The 19,764-nt window shown below is 29.4% G+C and carries 13 protein-coding genes; 5 read left to right on the top strand and 8 right to left on the bottom strand.

The features are described from left to right. Positions 1-7: 7 nt before the first annotated feature. The 8 genes from ACNQ12_RS02830 to nadE all read right to left on the bottom strand — a co-directional run bounded on the left by ACNQ12_RS02830 (position 8) and on the right by nadE (position 9,541). Entirely contained in the window at positions 8-1,309 is a 1,302-nt protein-coding gene (locus ACNQ12_RS02830) for a CNNM domain-containing protein (protein ID WP_416754180.1), read from the bottom strand. Positions 1,310-1,312: 3 nt separating this feature from the next. Beyond that, positions 1,313-2,779 (bottom strand): DnaB-like helicase C-terminal domain-containing protein, encoded by a 1,467-nt coding sequence (locus ACNQ12_RS02825; protein ID WP_416754181.1) that lies wholly within the window; start codon positions 2,777-2,779, stop codon positions 1,313-1,315. After that, positions 2,766-3,227, bottom strand: coding sequence for a 50S ribosomal protein L9 (gene rplI, locus ACNQ12_RS02820; protein ID WP_416754182.1), 462 nt, complete (start codon positions 3,225-3,227; stop codon positions 2,766-2,768). The genes ACNQ12_RS02825 and rplI overlap by 14 nt, the downstream gene beginning before the upstream one ends. Next, on the bottom strand, positions 3,208-5,211 hold the full coding sequence (locus ACNQ12_RS02815; protein ID WP_416754183.1) for a GGDEF domain-containing protein: 2,004 nt from the start codon (positions 5,209-5,211) through the stop codon (positions 3,208-3,210). Before ACNQ12_RS02815 ends, rplI begins: the two co-directional genes overlap by 20 nt. Before the next feature lie 199 nt (positions 5,212-5,410). Then, complete coding sequence (locus ACNQ12_RS02810) at positions 5,411-6,538, bottom strand: leucine-rich repeat protein (protein ID WP_418037157.1); 1,128 nt, start codon at positions 6,536-6,538, stop codon at positions 5,411-5,413. Between the two features lie 291 nt (positions 6,539-6,829). Continuing rightward, positions 6,830-8,002: a ZIP family metal transporter gene (locus tag ACNQ12_RS02805; RefSeq protein WP_418027436.1), complete on the bottom strand. Its 1,173-nt coding sequence runs from the start codon at positions 8,000-8,002 to the stop codon at positions 6,830-6,832. Then, positions 8,002-8,733 carry a YebC/PmpR family DNA-binding transcriptional regulator gene (locus tag ACNQ12_RS02800; protein WP_416754187.1) on the bottom strand — a complete coding sequence of 244 codons (732 nt, stop codon included), beginning with the start codon at positions 8,731-8,733 and terminating at the stop codon, positions 8,002-8,004. The genes ACNQ12_RS02805 and ACNQ12_RS02800 overlap by 1 nt, the downstream gene beginning before the upstream one ends. 16 nt (positions 8,734-8,749) lie before the next feature. After that, entirely contained in the window at positions 8,750-9,541 is a 792-nt protein-coding gene (gene nadE / locus ACNQ12_RS02795) for an NAD(+) synthase (protein WP_416754189.1), read from the bottom strand. 253 nt (positions 9,542-9,794) lie between these two features. On the opposite strand from nadE, the gene ACNQ12_RS02790 reads away from it, so the two are divergent. The 5 genes from ACNQ12_RS02790 to ACNQ12_RS02770 all read left to right on the top strand — a co-directional run. Further along, complete coding sequence (locus ACNQ12_RS02790) at positions 9,795-10,538, top strand: MPN527 family putative ECF transporter permease subunit (protein WP_418027432.1); 744 nt, start codon at positions 9,795-9,797, stop codon at positions 10,536-10,538. 15 nt (positions 10,539-10,553) lie between these two features. Next, entirely contained in the window at positions 10,554-12,884 is a 2,331-nt protein-coding gene (locus tag ACNQ12_RS02785; protein WP_418037155.1) for a class I tRNA ligase family protein, read from the top strand. A 15-nt stretch (positions 12,885-12,899) separates the two neighbouring features. Next, positions 12,900-15,713, top strand: coding sequence for an endopeptidase La (gene lon / locus ACNQ12_RS02780; RefSeq protein WP_418037153.1), 2,814 nt, complete (start codon positions 12,900-12,902; stop codon positions 15,711-15,713). Between the two features lie 3 nt (positions 15,714-15,716). After that, positions 15,717-17,177 carry an APC family permease gene (locus ACNQ12_RS02775; protein WP_418019095.1) on the top strand — a complete coding sequence of 487 codons (1,461 nt, stop codon included), beginning with the start codon at positions 15,717-15,719 and terminating at the stop codon, positions 17,175-17,177. A gap of 93 nt (positions 17,178-17,270) precedes the next feature. Continuing rightward, positions 17,271-19,764, top strand: a 2,494-nt coding sequence (locus ACNQ12_RS02770) for a hypothetical protein (RefSeq protein ID WP_418042142.1), incomplete at its 3' end; no start/stop codon positions are given.

The following is a 19,764-nucleotide window of genomic DNA, read 5'->3' as shown; positions in this document are numbered from 1 at the left end:
AGGGAAATTAAATCTTGTTTACTTCAATAAAGGCTGAAAACTTCTTATTTTTAACAATTTCAACCACTTTAAAAGTTACTTCATCCGCTAATGTATATCTAGCATTCTTATAAAGACGTTTAGCTCCAGTGCGTTTGAGTAAAAAGCTCCGCAAGTCCATGTCTTCTTCGTCTGGTGAAATTAACTCGTCATCAATTTCGAGTTGTTTGAATAAATCATTCATTTTAACATTCGATTGTACCCGAGCTTTTTCAAGTGAAACTTCATAGATTTCTTCATCATCATCAAACTCGTCATAAATCTCACCTACTATTTCTTCAATAATATCTTCAATTGTAATGATGCCTAAAACGTCTGTACTGTTGTTATTTTCTACCACAAAAGCCATTTGAGCACGTGCAGCTCTCATTTTTTCAAGAGCAGAAGATAAAATCGAGTTAGCTGAAACCAAAGGCACATGTTTCATATAGTCAATGACACGACCTTTTTTCAAGTTAAAAATATCTTTCAATAGCACAATACCAATTAATTGTCCATCTTTTTCTACTGGTATTCTAGAATAATTAGTTTGTTTAAAAATTTCAAGTGCGTCTGCTATATTACTTTTTGAAGAAATTGTTGTGACTTCTTTCATTCTAATATAATGCTGAGAAACTTTTGTTGAGTCAAGATCCAAGGCATTTTGCGCTAAAATACTTTCTCCAGTTTGCAACACACCTTCTTCTTGAGCTAATGAAAGCATCGACTTAATGTCTTCCTCAGAATTAGTTACGTAAACATTTTTTGACATTTTACTAATTGGATAAGTAAGTGGAAAAAAGAGTCAAAACATCACTTCATTAAAGATACAAAAGATTGTTAAATATCTTTCCGGATTACTTTTAGCAATTAATTTTGGAGTTATTTCTCCAAATAACACTAAAATAGGTGTAACAATAACTGTTGAAATTATTACAGTCATCGGATCACCTTCAGCAAAATAAAGTGATAGCACATAAGAAGTTAATGCTGAAGAAGCAACATTAACTAAATTATTTCCTATTAATATTGTGCTTAATAATTGATTATACTTTTTAACTTGTTTGTTGATTAAAACAGCAAACTTTTTCTTTTTATCCTGCATATCATGCAACTTAGCAGGGGAAATAGTGCTATAAGCAGTTTCTGAACCTGAAAATATGCTACTTAATAAAAATAATAAGATTAATACAGCTGCAACAATACCTGTAATCAGTGGCTTGTCAACGCTGCTAGAAGCTATATTTGTTGAGGTTTCTAAATTAGTTATAAGACTGGAATAACTGTCCATGATTTAATATTTGTTCCCTTCATTTTCATCTGTAAATTTAACATATTTACCAGTGTATATTAAAGTATCACTACCCGGTTGTCCATTTCTATTCTTAGCAACTGTAACAACGACTGGAATATGTTCATTTTTATTGCTTTCTTCTTCTGATATTCCCTTTTTTAAAGGCTTTCTATTTAGGAAAATAACAGCATCAGCATCTTGCTCAATTTGCCCCGATTCACGCAAGTCATTTAGTTGAGGACGCTTATCTTCCCGATTTTCAACACTACGAGATAGTTGTGAAAGAGCAAGAATTGGCACTTTTAGTTCTAAAGCAAGTGTTTTTAAAGAACGTGAAATTGTTGCAACTTCATTTTGCCTATTACCACTAGCATCACCAGCTGAAAGTAGTTGTAAATAATCTACTATCACTAAATCAAGTTTACCATCAAGGTTTTTAGCTAAGTGGCGTATTTTAAAGATAATTTCAGTAATGTTGCTTTTTGGCTCATCATCAAATCAAACAACGCTTTCTTTTTTCATATTTTCAATAGTATGAAATAGTTTTAAAGCTTCATCACTATTGCTAATTAGTTTAGGGTTTTGAATTTTATAAAGTTCAATTCCACTTGAAGTTGATAAATAACGACTAGTAAGCTCGCTAGTTGGCATTTCTAGAGAAATAAAAGCAACATTTTTTACTTCCCCATTCTTATTAGCTTCGTCAACGATGTTTTTAGCTATATTTAAAGCTAAAGCTGTTTTTCCAACACCAGGACGTGCAGCTAGAATAATAAATTGACCAGGTTTAATTCCTTTAACATATTTATCAATTGAATAAAAGCCTGTGTATAAAAATTGATCTTGGTGGTCTTTATTCTGTAAAACTGAATTAATGTGCTCTGCTAATTGAAAGGCTGCTTCATCTAGCGGAATAAATTCAGAGTTTTGAATTGACATATTGTTATTGGTTACAATAAAGTTTTGTAAATCTTGAATACTGCTATCCCAATTGATTTCTTTATTATGACCAAATGCTTTAATGTATTCTGCATAAAACGACTCTAAATTACGCATTTTTTGCAGTTCAATTAGTTTTTCTATGTTGGTTATAAAATTATCATCATTATAAAATGAAGATGCTACCTTATTGAGAATCGCAAGCGAAAGTGCGCTATATTCAAATTCAGTATTATGGGCTTCAATTAATTTTTTAACATCATTATAATCAAATGTGATAGTTTTATTATTTGAAGCACTACGGGTGGTTTTAATTAGTTTAAAAAGTTGATAATATGCTTGGTTAAAAAAGGCTTGTGGATCCAAATAATCAAATGCTAATCCTTGCTTATCTAAATCATTTAATACATTACTTAATATTTCTCTTTCAACACTTTCACTGTGAAATAAAGTGTCTTTTAATGGTATTAAATCACCAGAAATATTACGGTATGGCTTATCTTCAAAAAAACGTCTATTTCTTGACATGTTTAATGGTAATTTCTACTCTGATATTAGCTTTGATATCTTTGTAAAGTACTGCTTCTATATCATGTGGGCCTTCTGAAACTAAACGGACTTTACTTAAAGCGTGTTTATCTAATTTAAAACCTAAAGCTGCTAATTTTTTGTCAACATCTTTTGTTGAAACTGAGCCATGTACATTTAAATTTCCATTAGCATCAGTATTGGCTTCAAGTGTATATTTAAGCACTAACTTTTCTAGTTTTTCCTTTAGTTCTAAAGCATTACTTCTGTTTTCATGTTCATTTGCAACTAAATTATTTAATCTTTTATTTAATTGGTGCACTGTTTGATCATTATATGGAACACCAAAGCCATTTTTGATTAAGTAGTTTGATCCGTATCCATTTGATACTTCTACTATAGTATTAGCTTTTCCATCTTTACAATCTTTAATTAATATTACTTTCATCTTTAATCTCTCTTTCACTTGTAATAATTGCATGTCTAATATTGTCAACGAAGGTTTCAAGTTCTTCATCTGAGACAGCTGCAGCTGTTGAGAAGTGTCCTCCACCCCCAACTTGTTCACAAATTATTTGCACATTAGTTCCAATACCTCTGGCACTTAGTTTATATAATTTGGTTCCTTTTAGTCTAGCTACTACAAAGCTAGCTACTCTTCCTTTAATTTTTAAAATTTCATTTGCTGCCATTGAAATAACATCATTTGAAACTTCTAAGTCACAATAGGCAAGGAAGTAACCTTTTTTAACTTCTTGTATATTATTTAAAATTTCCTGAATTTGCTCTTCAGTTTCATCATCAATTTTTAGCAAATTACCTGACTTAATAACATTAGCTCCATGTGATTCAAGTCAAGCACTAGCCTCAAATGTCCGAGTTGTTACAGATTTTGAAAATTGTGCGGTATCTAAGAAAATACCACTGAGCAATAATTGTGCACAAATTTGGCTAATGTTAAGTTTATATTCCATAAAAGTCATAATTTCAGTCACGATTTCTGATGCTGAGGAAGCTGTTGTATCAATGTAAATGTTTGTAATCGGACAATAATCAATGCTTTTCCCCACACGGTGATGGTCAAAGATAAAAATATTATTTCTGGCTGCATTGATAATTGCGTCTTTGTTATCTGTACGTAATACATCATTATTGTCAACTAAAACAACTAATGTATTTCCATCTGTAATCTTAGTTGCATGCGCTGGTTTAATAAAGACTTTTTCATCAAAGCCATTAGCTTTTAATTCTTCTAAATATTTCTCAGTAGTTTGGTCAAATGTAATATTGCAGATATAAGCCTTCTTACCAAAACTGCGAGCAATTTCGACTACAGCATAAGCGGAACCCAGTGCATCTAAATCAGCTAATTGATGACCATATACAATTACTTGCTCAATATTTTCCTCTTCTAAACGTTTTGCAAATTCTAAAGCAACTGATTTAATCTTAGTACGATTGTTGTTTGACATAATTTCACTATTTGATCCAAAGTAAACAGCTGGTTGAGTGTTTGAAAAAATAGCTATCTGATCCCCACCTCTGTTTTGAGCTTGCACTAAGGCTTTTTTAGCTTGCTCAAGCTTTTCTTTCAATGAAGATCATCCTCTAGCAAATCCTACACTTAGCGATAATTTGTTAATTGAAGGGTCCTTAATATTTTGATAAATATTAGTAAATAAACTAAAATTATCCTTCGACATTTCCTGTAATGATTTTTCATTAGTAATAACAACAAATTTCCCATTTGTATATTGACGATAAATCAAATTGTATTTTTCCATATATTCTTTAATAGTGTCAATAACAATTTTATTAATCAAGAAAATTTGTTCTTCAGAAAGAATTGATTGATACATTTGATAGTTATCAATTTCAATTTCTCCCACAACTGGCTTTTGTTCTCATGATTCTACTTTGAATAAATGCTCAGTGGTAATATCTCGAATTACAATTGTGTTTGATAAAGGTCAAAACTGAGCTTCATAAATATTTTTATTGTTATCAAACTCAATTTTAGTTTGGTTCATATCAACTTCTTTTTTGTAATTATTATCTATCTTTTGGAAAAACTCATTAACTGAGACATTAATAAAATCTTTGTGAAATTTATTTTTAATAAAGTTGCTGGTTCAAACTATGTTTTGATCAATGTCATAAATAATTAGACCAATATTATTATTTGACATAATCTTTTCCAAGAAACCATTAAATGACTTATTAATCAGTTCTCTTGACTTAGCAAAGTTATAAACTGCAAAATATAGCAGCATAATTACAATTCCTAAAACCACAAACATTCCTAGTATTACTAAAATACCAGTCAATTTATCTGTATGTAGGTTAACTAATGCTCAAATCAAAAGGATAAACATTATTATAAATAATGTTATTAATCCAGAATAAATTCAAACTTTTTGTTTTTTTCGCATCGCTTCCTTTCAGTAATATTTAAATTATAAATTAATTCTTGTTAAAGGGGCAAATTACTTTAATCTTTTTGATAACTTCCTTTAAGTTAATTTAGATATTTATTCTTCAATTTTAAACAACTTCCAGTCACATTTTGTATAAGAAAACAGCGCATAGTTTTGCTAATTTGAAGCAAAATAATGCGCTGTTATTATTCTTTTATTCAGTTTTTACAGTTGGCTTTGTTTCTAATTTTGGAGTGTTATTGAATGCATTTTTTCCTATTTCTTTAACATTTGGACATGTTATTTGACTTAATTCAGTATCATCCTCAAAAGCACTTTCGCCAATTGTGACTACCTCTTGTAAATCAGCTTCATTTAAATGTCAGCAGTTTGCAAAAGCTCTGCTTCCTATGGTTTTAACTTTAGGGAATTTAATATATCCAAGTGATTGTGATCCTTCAAAAGCACCATCACACACTGTTGTTACATTATCAAAATTTACCGTATATAGACTATTATTATCTTTGAAGGCATCATTATAAATTTCTGTTATGTCTGAATCAATTATGTTTCCATTTGCTCCAGGTCATTTTACAACTATATTATTAATAATTAATTTCCCTTCAATCATCGGGAATGGTTCTTTGTCAATTGTTCCAAAACCATAAGGTTGAACAAATTTTAAATTTGGCAAATTAATCTTGCTTATATAAGTAGTTGCGTCAAATGCGTTTCTAATAATTGTTGTAATGGTATCATCACTAATATCGCCATATGCATTGTTTCATTTTAATAAAATACCATTTTGAACAATTTTGTCTCCTTCTAGTTCTTTTATTAAATTGAATAATCCAATATCAGAAGTTTCATTAGGCAATGTCGTTATAACATTTTCCAATTTAGGAAATTCAATGCTTTTAATTGGTAAACCAGGTACATCTTTTGAAACTGTTACCAATTCAGTTGCATCTGGGCAAACTAATTTAATACCTCCAATTAAGATACCATCTTCATATTCTAATTTTAGTTTTTTCTTTTTTTCTTGATCTTGATAAAGATTTCATAAATAATCTGGTGTTATTTTTTTAACATCTTTGATTGTTAAAACATGTTTTTTAGTATCAAATGAAATATTACCATCTGTTACTATAGTGCTAGGTGCTGGAGCTTCTTTATCACCACCCTTATTTCCGGGGTCTGTTCCTGGTTGTGGAGTTGGTTTTACTTCAGGGGTTGTTTCATTAACTTTATTGTGGTTGCAAGATCCAGCTACTAACGGCAATGTTGCAACACTTGAGATTGAAGTTAATGATAATAAAATAAATAACTTATTGCGTTTCATATTTACATCCTTTTGATAGCTGTTCAATTATTTAACTTTGAACAATATTTTATTTCTCTATTTAATTATTTCACTTCCTTAAAAAAATAAAAATATGTATAGCCCAATAAAATAGAAATAAATGTATAAATGTTAGATTAATCTAAATTAATTTTATTTGTTTCAAGAAAAAATATAAAAATACAACATTCATAAAAAAGAAATATCATATTAAAAAAATATCTAATTTTTATACAAGCGAATGAAAAAAATTTCTTGCAGTAGAAAAAGTTAAAGAAAAATTCCACTCCATTAGTGAGAGTGGAAAGAAAGAATAAACACTGCTACAATGATTCCCACGAATAATGAAAAAAGAATAAAAAATCATTTTTTCTTTTCAATATGGTTGTGATAGAACTCTGGAATAAATTCAACAATTGAAGTAAATAAGAAAATTCCAGCAATTGCTGCAAACATACCAGCTTTTAGTCATCATAAATCATTGATTTTTGCACCTGCATAGGCTCCAATCAGCATAAATGGCAAGAAGAGTGATAATCCTAAAAAGGAAAGCAATAGTGATTTAACTTTACTAAATCCTGCTTCTCTTAATCTGAAGTAAAAAATGGATTCTTCAGGGAAAAGATGAAGGACTAATGAAATAAAGTAAGCTGTTGAAAGGTTATTTAATTTTCCTTCTGTAGCTAAAGATAAGTTATATCCAAGTAAGATTCCTTCAGGAATTCTATGTGTAAGTAATAAAAGTAAAGCAATAACTTTCATTTTTGGTGAAGTTTTATAAATGATTGCTTCTTCTGCTTGAGCTAAATTTTCTTCTTGTCCAAAAATATAGTCGGGGTGAGAATGATCATGATGGTGATTTTCATGATCATGATGGTGAATATATTTATCACCCGTGTATACTGTTTTATCTTTAAAAATAGTTAAACTATTTTTATTTGCTTTTTTTGAGTTTTCAACATTTTTCATTACGAATGCATGACCAGTACCATGGTTATGTCCATGACTTCCGTGTTCATGAACGAAAATGCTCATGTTCTTGTCTTTTTTCAAAGCTTTATTGATTCGATAGGTAATAACAAATTTTAATGTGAATGAAAAGAGTAATCCAACTATTAACCCTGTTACTACTGTTGCAATATTAAATCCATAAACAATATTTTTATTTTCAGCTGCAGCTGGATAATTATCAAGCACACCATGGCTTGAAGTTTCAATACTTTCGCGTAAAAATCCAAATAAAGCTAAAGCAATAAAGAAACCTGTTGAAAATGCATATAAGTAAAATGTAAAACTTTTAAATTTACGATCTTTGAGTCTGTGGAATAAAGGTAAAATGAATGAAAGCAAGGTTGGGATTGATAGCAAAATTAGTAATGTTACCAATACTACTATAAATGTTGCTAAATATTGATTACCTCCTACAGAATCAGTTAATCTAAGATATAAATCTTGTAGAGACATTACTCTTCTTTAACATCAATATTGTGATAAACATCTTGAACATCATCATCATCTTTTAATTTTTCAACAAAATCAAGAAGTTTTTGTTCTTTTTCAGCATCATATTCAACATACATGTTTGGTAAGTAAGTTACTTCACATTGTAAATATTCAGTAACACCTAATGAAGATTCAATAGCTGATTTTAGATCTGAGAAGTTTTCAGGGGCTGTAGTAATAACAAATGATTCTTCAGCAACCTCAACATCGTCAGCTCCATTTTCAAGAGCGACCATCATGATGTCATCTTCTGATACATATTGTTTAGAAATTTCAATAATTCCTTTTTTGTCAAAGGCAAATGGGATTTGTCCAGTTTTCCCCAGTGTTGCATTTTGTTTGTTAAAGTAAGCTTGAATATTTGATTTAACTCTATTTAAATTGTCTGAAAGTGTAACAACAATAAATGTTGCACCACCACTAACTGTTGCGTTAAATACTGTTTCAACGAATGCACTTGAGTTTTTATCTCCAGCAGCTTTTTTAATAGCTCTTTCGATGTTGTCTTTTGGCATGTTCTTTGCTTTGGCTTTTGCAATAGCTAGTTTTAAAGCTGGGTTTGATTCTGGATCTGGTCCTTTTTGTGCAGCTACATAAATTTCTTTTGATAATTTTTGGAATACTTTTCCTCTTGCTGCATCTTGGGCACCTTTACGGTGCATAATGTTGGCTGCGTGTGAGTGTCCTGCCATAATTTCTCCTTTATATTTATTTAATTTCTGATGGTTTATAAATCGCATCTCTTTTATGTTGAGAGATTGCGTGTTTGTGTTCAATTTTATCAATAATATCTTGTGATAAAACTTTAGATATTAATTCTTTATTTTCAATGTTGTCTAAGTAAAAGTCAAGTTGCGAATATGAAAAGCCAAGTTCATTTTCATCTGTTTGATTTTCTCAAAGCCCGGCTGAAGGAGCTTTTTGAATAATTTCTTGCGGAACATTAAGCAATTGAGCTAAGAAGCGAACTTCACCTTTGGTTAATCTTGAGATTGGAAGTAAATCAACTCCACCATCTCCATATTTTGTAAAGTAGCCAATATAAGTTTCATCTAGGTTATCTGTTCCAAGCACCAAAGCATTTTTGTCTTGTGCTTTTGCATATAATGTTGTCATTCTTAGTCTTGGTTTAATGTTAGCAATTGCAAGTGGGTTACTTATTGCTACAGCATCGTAAATTGCATTAAACGTCTTTGATAGATCTACTACTTCAAATTTGTCATAAAAAGTTGCTTCTAATTTAGCGATGTCATTTAGATCGCTTTCTAGCATTTGACCAACTGGCATCACAATACCATAAGTACGTTGTGGCATTAAGTTTTTTGCAATTGCATAAACTAATGCTGAGTCAATTCCTCCAGATATACCAACAATAAAGCCTTCAGCTTTTGACTTTGCTAGGTAATCTTGTAAGAAATTATTAATAACATCTAGATATTCTAGAGCAGCTTGCTTATCATAAACAGGCTTGTTATTTTCATATCTTGTAATTTTACTCATACTAACCTCTAATATTTTAATATTGAAAATATCTAAAATTTTACTAAATTTTACATTTATACTTGCAAATAATTTATACCATAATTTTAGGACTTTTATATTACTTTTTAGTAATTTAAATATTTCGGAATTAGCTAAAATAAAAAAGTGATAAAAATGTATTTTTTTTAGCTAAAAATATACTTTTTAGTTTTTTTATCATATTTCTACAATAAAAGATATAATAAGAATCAATTTAAAATAAGGAATAAATATGACAGATAATAAAATTCAAAACATCGATAATACAAAGAAAAATTTCTTAAAATTTAGCTGGAATAGAGCTTTAAGACCTAGTTATAAAATTGCATTTAGTGGAATTATGTTAGCACTTGCAATTATTCTATCAATAGTAAGCACATTTTTAAAATTTACTTCCTTTTTAAGTTTTAATTTATCTCTAGTGCCCATTTTTATTGTTTTTACATATATAGGATTAAATTTTGCACTCGTTGTAAGTTTTTCTCGTTTTTTGATCGTACCTTTAATTAGCTCTGCAATCACAATGAATGCTGGGATCGGAATAGAATATTTAGGGAATTTCATTGTTTTTGTTTCGCAATTGTTCTTTTTTGGATTTTTTTATTTATTATATAGAGTAGTTAATTGAGCCAAAATTAGCTCTCCTCTAATTAAGGTACTGCTTGTTATGATACTTTCAGCCCTTGCGGTAAGTATTATTATGCCTATATTAAATACTTTTTTATTCAACTTGATTTACTTTTACATGCTGTCATTAATTAAGAGTTTTAGCTTAAATGAATTAGCAAATAGTTATGATAATAGTTTTAAATACTTCTTTCTAGGCATTCCTAACTACTACATGGGCTCATTTACAGTATATTTTATTTTTAATTTAGCAAACATATTAATAAATTGCATTATAATTTATATATTTATTACATGAGAATATAAAACTAATTTTATTTATAAAATTAGCTCTAAAAATACTTATTAAACAAAAGGAGTGAAAATGGATAAGTTTGATTTTAAATTTATCGATAAAAAATGACAAGATAATTGACAAGAATCCAATTATTTTGAACCAAAAGAAGACTTTACGCTTCCAAAGAAATACATTTTAAGCATGTTCCCATATCCAAGTGGTAAATTACATATGGGTCATGTTAGAAACTATTCAATTGGTGACGCTATTGCAAGATACTATCGTCGTAGAGGATACAATGTGCTACACCCATTTGGTTGAGATGCTTTTGGACTTCCAGCAGAAAATGCAGCTATCAAACATGGAATTCACCCAAGAAAGTGAACATATGAAAACATTGATTCAATGGATAAAGAAGTTCAAAAACTAGGTATTTCATTTGCATGAAATTATGAATGCATTACAGCAGATTATGATTACACTAAATGAGAACAATACATATTTATTAAGCTTTGAGAAAAAGGCTTAATTTACAAAAAGAAATCACAATTAAACTGATGTGAAAATGACAATACTGTTTTAGCCAATGAACAAGTTATAGATAACAAATGTTGAAGATGTGATGGTGAAGTTGTCCAAAAAGAAATGGATACTTACTATTTAAAAATCACTGCTTATGCTGATGAATTATTAGCTGACTTACAACAACTTGAGGGACATTGGCCTCAACAAGTTTTGACAATGCAAAAGAATTGAATCGGAAGAACTGAAGATTACAAGCTTACTTTCGATTTAACAGGCAATAAATTTAGCTCCGCTACTAAACTAATAGCATATGAAAATAACTTAACTACAATTTCAAATATTGATTATGTTGCTATTTCTAATAAACACCCATTGGTAGAAGACTTAAAACAAGCTAACTACTTTGATCAAAATGAATTAGCATCATTAGAAGAAATCAACCTTAACTTTGTTAAAAAAGATTTTTCTAAAAAAATTATGCTAAAAACTCCTTTTGTAGCTTTAAACCCATTTTCAAAACATGAAATACCTGTTATTATTTCAGACTTTGCTTCAAATAATCCTAATAAAGAAGTTACATTAGTTTCTGCAACAAATGAAACTCAAAAAGCTTTTATGGACTTTAATAATTTGGCTTATGAATTAGACCATAAGCAAATTATTGATTCTTCAAGTCTAGAAACAGAAGTTAAATATAACTTAAGGGACTGAGGTATTTCACGGCAAAGATATTGAGGAACACCAATTCCACTTGTTAACTGTAGCAAATGTGGAACTAACCCTGTTTCATTAAGTTCACTTCCTGTGCTTTTACCAGAAAAAGTTACTTTTACCGGTCAAGGTAACCCACTTAATACAAATGAAGAATGGCGTTTAGTTAAATGTCCAAAATGTGGTGAATACGCCCAAAGAGAAACAGATACTTTAGATACTTTCTTTGAATCAAGTTGATATTTCTTGCGTTATACAACCCCAACTTATTTAAGAGAAGACTATGCAATTGAACCACAACATTTAGCATACTGAAATTCAGTAGATGAATATATCGGTGGTATTGAACATGCTATCTTGCACTTGCTTTATGCTAGATTCTTTACTAAAGCATTAGCTGACGTTAGTCTTGTAAACTTCAGAGAGCCATTTAACAATCTAATTACACAAGGAATGGTGCTAAAAGATGGCGCTAAAATGTCTAAATCTAAAGGCAATGTAGTTGAACCAGGTGAAATGATTGCAACTTATGGTGCTGATACTTCTAGATTATTTATCTTGTTTGCTGCTCCACCACAAAAAGAACTTGAATGGAGTGATTCAGGTGTGGTAGGATGCTTTAAATTTATCAATCGTTTATTTGAACGTTCAAAAGAAATTGACACAAATTCAAATTATAAAAACATTGATGTTACAAGTTTAACAAGTAAAGAAAAGAAAGCTAGATACAAGTTATACTTAGGTATGCAAAAGCAAATCGCTACATTCGAAGATCGAAATAATAATTACGCTTTTAATACTTTAGTTTCATGAACTATGGAAACTTTAAATGAATATGATCAAATTACTCGAGCTGACTTAATAACTGAAATGTTTTATGTCTTATTAAACATTCTTGAGCCATTCATTCCACACTTTGCTTGAGAAATTTCTGACAAGTACTTTAACCTTGTTAACTTAAAAGACTTCACTATAGATACTAAAGCTTTAGAACTTGATGAAGTTACTTATGGAATTACAATTAATGGTAAAGTCAGAGGCGAACTTCATATTTCAAAAAGTGCAAGCAAAGAAGAAGTACAAGCTCAAGCCAAATTAATTGTTGCAAAATGGTTAGAAGGAAAAGAAATTATTAAAGAAATCTTTGTGCCAGGCAAAATTGTTAATTTAGTAATTAAATAGAAAAGAGGAAAAGAAATGCAAAAAAAATCTAATATTAAAAAATATAAATACCTATCAACTGAGGAATTTATTGATGCTTTAGAAGGAATTAATTATTTTTCTAAATTTGATCACATGCTAAAAGAAGAGTCACAAATAGATGAACATATATTAGAACGTTCATCTAACTCTTTTGCTTTAGTTGTGTCTGCAAAAGAAATTACTGGAGTTGATGGTTTTGGCGTTATTGAAGCTAAATTTAATGACAAACAATTTGAAAGATTGTATCAATTCTTCCAACATTTAGATATTGAGAACCGTGAAAACACTATTGTAATTTGTTTCGATATGCTTCGTTTAGGTGAAGAAACTGGCCTTACTGAATACGAATTTAAAATGAGCCCATGTGTTTATGTCAAACCTATAAAAATGGAATATGATGATAAACAACTTGTTTATAGATTTACATTCAAACCACTTTCAAACTTTTCACTTTTACAAACTATCGAATTAGATAAAGTGACAATTGATGGTGAAACCTTCGAAGTACCACTTTACGGTGCACAAGGTGTTCGTGACTTACCTCCATTATTACCATGAAGAGAGTTTGCAAATACACCTCAAGATGTAAAAACTATTAAAACTTTTATTCAAACAATTAAAGATTTAAGTACTCCGGGGCACCCATTCCCAAATGGTATGACAGAAGAAGACCCATTAAGCCTTATTGATCGTGAATTCGTTACTTTTAAACCTCACTGCTATGATAATAAAAGATATACAATGGCCGAAGTCGAAAATATTTTTCTAGCTAATATTGATCCTAAAATACCTAAATCATCAGATCAATATATTTATGAAGAAATGTCAACTATTATTAACTTCTTAGATCCACTTTGTTTCAAAGTTAAATTTGACCTACTTGATATTTATACCCAAGATCGTCAAGGACCAATTGAATTCATTATTGCTCAAATTACAGAATTAATCACTACTCAAATGCAAGTAAATAGTGATATTAACAGTAAACTTACTCAAAAATTAGGAAAACAACAACAAGAATTTATTGTTAGAGAAAAAATTAAACAATTACAAGATTATCTTGAAGAAATGGGTTCTGATGTAGTTGAAGATGATTTTACTAAAACTATTAAAGATGAAAAATTAAGATCAATTTATCCAGAATCAGTTATTAAATTAATTTCAGAAGAAGAAAAACGTTCTTCAGAAATGATGCCAGCATCACCTGAAGCTGCAATTTCTAAAAATTACACAAATACTCTTAAAAAGTTACCTTGAAGAAAAGTTCAACGTGAATTATTAGACATTAAACATGTTAAAGAAACTCTAGACCAATATCACTATGGATTAGAGGAAATTAAAGAAAGAATTCTTGAATATCTTGCTGTATTAATTAATACTAAGAAACAAAACAAAAATAATAATGAATATACAGTAATTGACAATGAATACTTAATTGACCATGATTTATTTAAAGAAAATGGTAAAAACTTACAAGACAAATATAACAATGTTCCTATTTTAACTTTAGTTGGTCCCCCAGGAACAGGTAAGACTTCTCTATCAAAAGCCATTGCTGAAGCATTAGGAAGAAAATTCCTTAAAATCTCTCTTGGAGGGGTACATGATGAATCAGAAATCAGAGGGCACAGAAGAACTTATGTAGGTGCAATGCCTGGAAAAATTATTAAAGGAATCACAAAAGTCGGTGTATCAAATCCAGTTATTTTACTTGACGAAATTGATAAAATGGCTTCAGACTTTAAAGGCGATCCAGCTAGTGCTATGTTAGAAGTACTTGACCCAGAGCAAAATACAAAATTCCAAGATCACTATCTTGAACATGAATATGATCTTTCAAAATGTATTTTCATTGCTACAGCTAACTATTTTGATAACATTCCACCTGCCCTTGTAGATAGGGTTGAAATTATCGAACTTTCAGCTTATACACTAAGCGAAAAAGTTAATATTGCTAAAAAATACTTAGTACCTAAAGTGCTTGAACAATCAGGTTTAGGTAAAAGAATGTTTAAAATTTCAGATGAAACATTAGAATTTATTATTAAGCACTACACAATGGAAGCAGGGGTTCGTGGACTAAAACGTACTCTAGATAAAATTGCTCGAAAAATCGTGCTTAAAAAACTTAATGACCCAGCTATTACTTCATATAACATCGAAATAAGTGATTTAGAAGAATTACTTGGTGTTATTAAATATAAAGATGAAGAAAAAGAAGAAGATAATCTTCCAGGTGTTGTAACTGGATTAGCTTACACCTCATTTGGTGGTTCAACATTACCAATTGAAGTAACCACTTATGAAGGTAAATCAGAAATCAAACTTACTGGTTCTTTAAAAGAAGTTATGCAAGAATCTGCTCAAATTGCTTTAACTTATGTAAGAGCAAATGCTAAACATTTTGGAGTTGATAAATTTGATTTTGAATCAAACACAATTCATATTCACGTGCCTGAAGGTGCTGTTCCAAAAGATGGTCCTTCTGCTGGTGTCACATTTACAACCGCAATCATTTCAGCGCTTTCACGAAGAGCAGTTTCTAATGAAATTGGTATGACAGGAGAAATCACTTTACGTGGGAAAGTGCTTGAAATTGGTGGATTAAAAGAAAAATCATTTGCAGCATCATCTAAAGGATTAAAACGTATCTTTATTCCAGCTGGAAATGTTAAAAACTTAAAAGATGTTCCACTTGAAATTAAAGAAAAATTAGAATACATTCCTGTAAAAAATTATGAAGAAATCTATCAAGTAATTTTTGAAGGAAAAGAACCTAACGAAATTATTGCTTTTAGCAAAAAATAAGTTATGGAAAAACAATTTACAGAAAAAAGCTTTACATTTTTTACTATAAACTTTGTCGTAGGCCTTGGCTTTATCACAACTATTTCTACTGTTTTAAAAATAGCATATTGAGGTTATTTAGTTCTATTGTTAGCAGGATTTTGTGTTTTTGGGATAGCACTAGCCTATTCTAGACTAGCCAATACTTACAATGACCATTATGGTGGTTCATACTCTTTTGCACGTCACATTGATGATGAGGTAGCAAAAAAGAATGCTACAAGACCTAAAAATAAATTTTTAGATAACTTGGTGTTTTTTGTTGGGTGAAATCAGTTTATACAAACTCCATTGCTTTCAGCAATAGCTCCATTATTTTTAGTTGATGCAATTGAAATCGTTTTACCTTCAAAAGAAAGCTTCCAACATTATGATTTAGTTATATGAATTACTCGGGTAGCATCAATAGTTTTATTTATTGCAATTATTGCTTTATCAACTATTGGATTAAAAACTAATAAGAAAATCATTTATATAGCTTCAAGTTTTAAATGATTCATTTTGCTACTTGCCATAATAATTATGATGGTTGCAGTTGCTAAAGAGCCAACATTGCCTCAAATCAATGTTGCACCTAATTCTAAAATAAATAATACTGTTCAACCTCGTTTAATTATTTCTTATACATTACTATTCATGTATGCTTTTGCAGGTATTGAAGATGTTTCCGCTATGGTAAAGGATGTCAAATTTAAAAATTTTAGAAAAATATTAATAATCTCATTCGTAGTAATATTTGCCTTTTATTTAATCTTTTTCACCCTTTACTTATTCTTACCAGAAAACTTAAAAACTGGTTCATCTGGACCAAACATTGCCAACATTTATACCTATGGTTTAGGAACAGCGGGTGTAGTCTTGTTTATTATAGGATTCTTGTGTAATGATTTAAGTTATAAATTATTCCAAAGTGCTTCAACAGCACGTAGAATCGTCCCACTGGCAGAAGATGGTTACTTACCTAATTTTCTAGCCAAAAGAAATAAAAATTATGAATTTAAAAATGCAATTGTTTTTTCAACTATTGTCGTTTTAATATCAATGGTTATTTTATGAATCGTTCCCTCACTTATGACAGATGAAAAACATAAGCAAGAGTTTTTCGACGGAACAATAATAGCTTGTTCAACAGCCTTGTTTATAGAGGATATAATTACTTTTAATGTTGCTTTTGTTTTAGAACGAAAAAAACGTATTCCTAAAATTCCAGTATGAGAAAAAATAATTTATATTTTAGACTTATTATTTATCATCTTTCTATTATTACTATTTTATCTGCCTTGAATCTTGGGCGAAGATTGAGGAATTAAAAACACTGTTTCTTTAGTTTCTTATCTTGCTTTTGTGATATTTGGGTTTTTATTTAAGTTTTGATATGATTTTAAAAAGAAAATTAGAAAAAGCAAATTAACTAATGAGTTTTAATTTCAGGCCTATTTGGCCTGATTTTTTTCTATAAATTAAGAAAATATGAAAAAAAGATAAGTGGTAGAATAAAAGTGGAATGAGGTAAATACTATGAAACTAAAAAACATTTTACTTAGTACTGCAATCAGCAGTGCAATTGTCGTGCCATCAACACTAATATCGTTATCAGCAACAACTACAAATGATAGCCCCGATCAAAATGTGCTAGCTGCTAGGGAAGAAATTAAAAAAGAAATCGCAAAATATTCTAATTTAACTGATCCACAAAAAGAAAATATTAATAAAGCAATTAATGCTATCCCAAATGGAACACAAGAACAAATAAATGCATTAAAAAATACAATTATTGCTTTAATACAAAAACAAAGCAAAATAAATGAGATAAGTGCAAGTTATATAGACAATATTTTGCCAGATGATGATGCAACCTTAAAAAATCAAATCACAGATGTTCAAAATCAAGTTAATTCATTATTAGATAATATTACAAGTGCAAAAACCGATGATTTGAATAATAACATGACAGCACTAACACAACAATATGACACATTAAAAAAGAAAGCTAAAGATTATGTTGATAAGCAATATAAACAACTGGTTGAATTTAATGAACAATATTTTCTTCAACTATTTGCTCAAATATGCATTTCCACAGTTAATAAAATACATTCAATTCCTGAACTAGTTAAAATGTATAAAGTAATATTTGAAATATACAGCCTATACACTGATTCAAATTCAATGACACAAACTGTTCGTCAAAGTCAAAGATTACCATTTGATGAAAATGTTATAAATTCAAATGCTTGAATGCAATTAACTCAAGGACAACAACAAATATCTAACTTTTTTAATTTATTATCTTATGGAACGCCAAGTTCAGCCAATTACACTTATGAGCAATTAGTAGAAATGAAAAATAATATTTCTGAGCAAATGAATAGTTGAGCTTCTCAACTTAAAACCGCATTATTAAACTCAATGAATTCAAAAATCTCAAAAAAATATTTCACAGCAGAAGAAGCGAAAAGCACTTTTGAAGAAATTAACAAAATTACAGATATTAAAACTGCTTTAAGTGCATACAATAAAACATCACTACTAATGGAAAAATATATTTCATTATATGTTATGTATCAAGCACCAATCTTTATTAGCAAACTTAAACAAGATGGATATATCGAGAAATATAATTTAGAAAACCAATGTAACGCAATATTAAAACAAGTTCAAAATTATCTAAAAATTTATAATGAAAATACATATGTTCCTATTTTGTTAAGTAATGCTCAAGAAATTATTACTGATATTGCGATGAACATTCAAACCCCAATAGCTAATGCAATATTTAGTGAAATTGCTGGCTTAAATGCTGCACTACAAAATTCAAATGCAATTAGAGATCTCAGTTCAAATGCGCTTAGCACACTTCAACTATATTTCTTCGATAATTGATATAACACGATGTTGCAACTCCGTGATGTACAACTCGTGATTGTAAATAATTTAAACCAAATAGATAATTTAATTAAAATTAATGATTTTAATAATCCTGATAACTCCACAACACTAACAGAACAACAAAGAGCGCTTAGTGATAACATTAAAAAAGCATATCAATTTTCAACAGTGAAAGAACAAGCAAACTTTGACAAAATGAATTTATATGCTAAAACCTATATAAATTCAATTGCAAAGGACTTAGCTTTATCAATTAGCATTGATTCAGTTCAAACTCAGTTAAATAATTTAACTACAGCTGTAAATAATTTGAGTGGAAATCTATTGCTTGCAAATATCAAAACAAATTACAATACTTTAAAAACTAAATTAGCACCAACCATTTTACAAGAAATAGATAAACAATCTGCAGCAATCAGCAATAATGCTAATGCTAGCACATTATTAAAACTATTAACTTCATTAAATCAATCAATAAATAATTTTGATACTAATCAAATAAATAATAATTATTTTATGTTGCAACAACTTCAACAATATAATTTTGCTAACCAACTAAAAATTAATGGATATACAGATTTTGAAACTTACCAATCTTTATATAATAGCAGTGAATTATTTTTAGCAAACCAAGAGTATTTGAAAAACATGCAAGCACAATTTGCAAAAGTTTATGATGTCAACAATGATTTATTTATAACTAGCGATCCACAAGCTATTGATGCAGTTACATCTAATATAACATCACAACTAGCAAAAGAAAATGCAACAGTTGTTCAACTATGAAATGAACTTAAAACAAATCTACATGCCTTTACCTCACTAGTTAATTCAATTAATGATGAAACTTTTTTAAATAAGTTAAACAAGTTAAATGCCTTAGTTAGCCAATATTCTGCAACCCAAAATATTTCAACATATCCTGGATATATCATCTTTAATCAAAAATATAAGACATTGTTAGGTGAATTTTACAATGCTCAAAAAGATGCGCTAAATAATAACATTAAAAATTTACTTAATAATGATAAAAAGCCTTCTACCCCTTTACCACAACCAGGAACAACTCCAGGAACAACTCCAGGAACAACTCCAGGAACAACTCCAGGAACAACTCCAGGAA

It is taken from the genome of Mycoplasma paraquilae, assembly GCF_048284415.1.
GTDB lineage: Bacteria > Bacillota_I > Bacilli_A > Mycoplasmatales > Metamycoplasmataceae > Mycoplasmopsis.
Note: the sequence above shows the minus strand (reverse complement) of the source record. Positions and strands in the feature narration are given on the sequence as shown.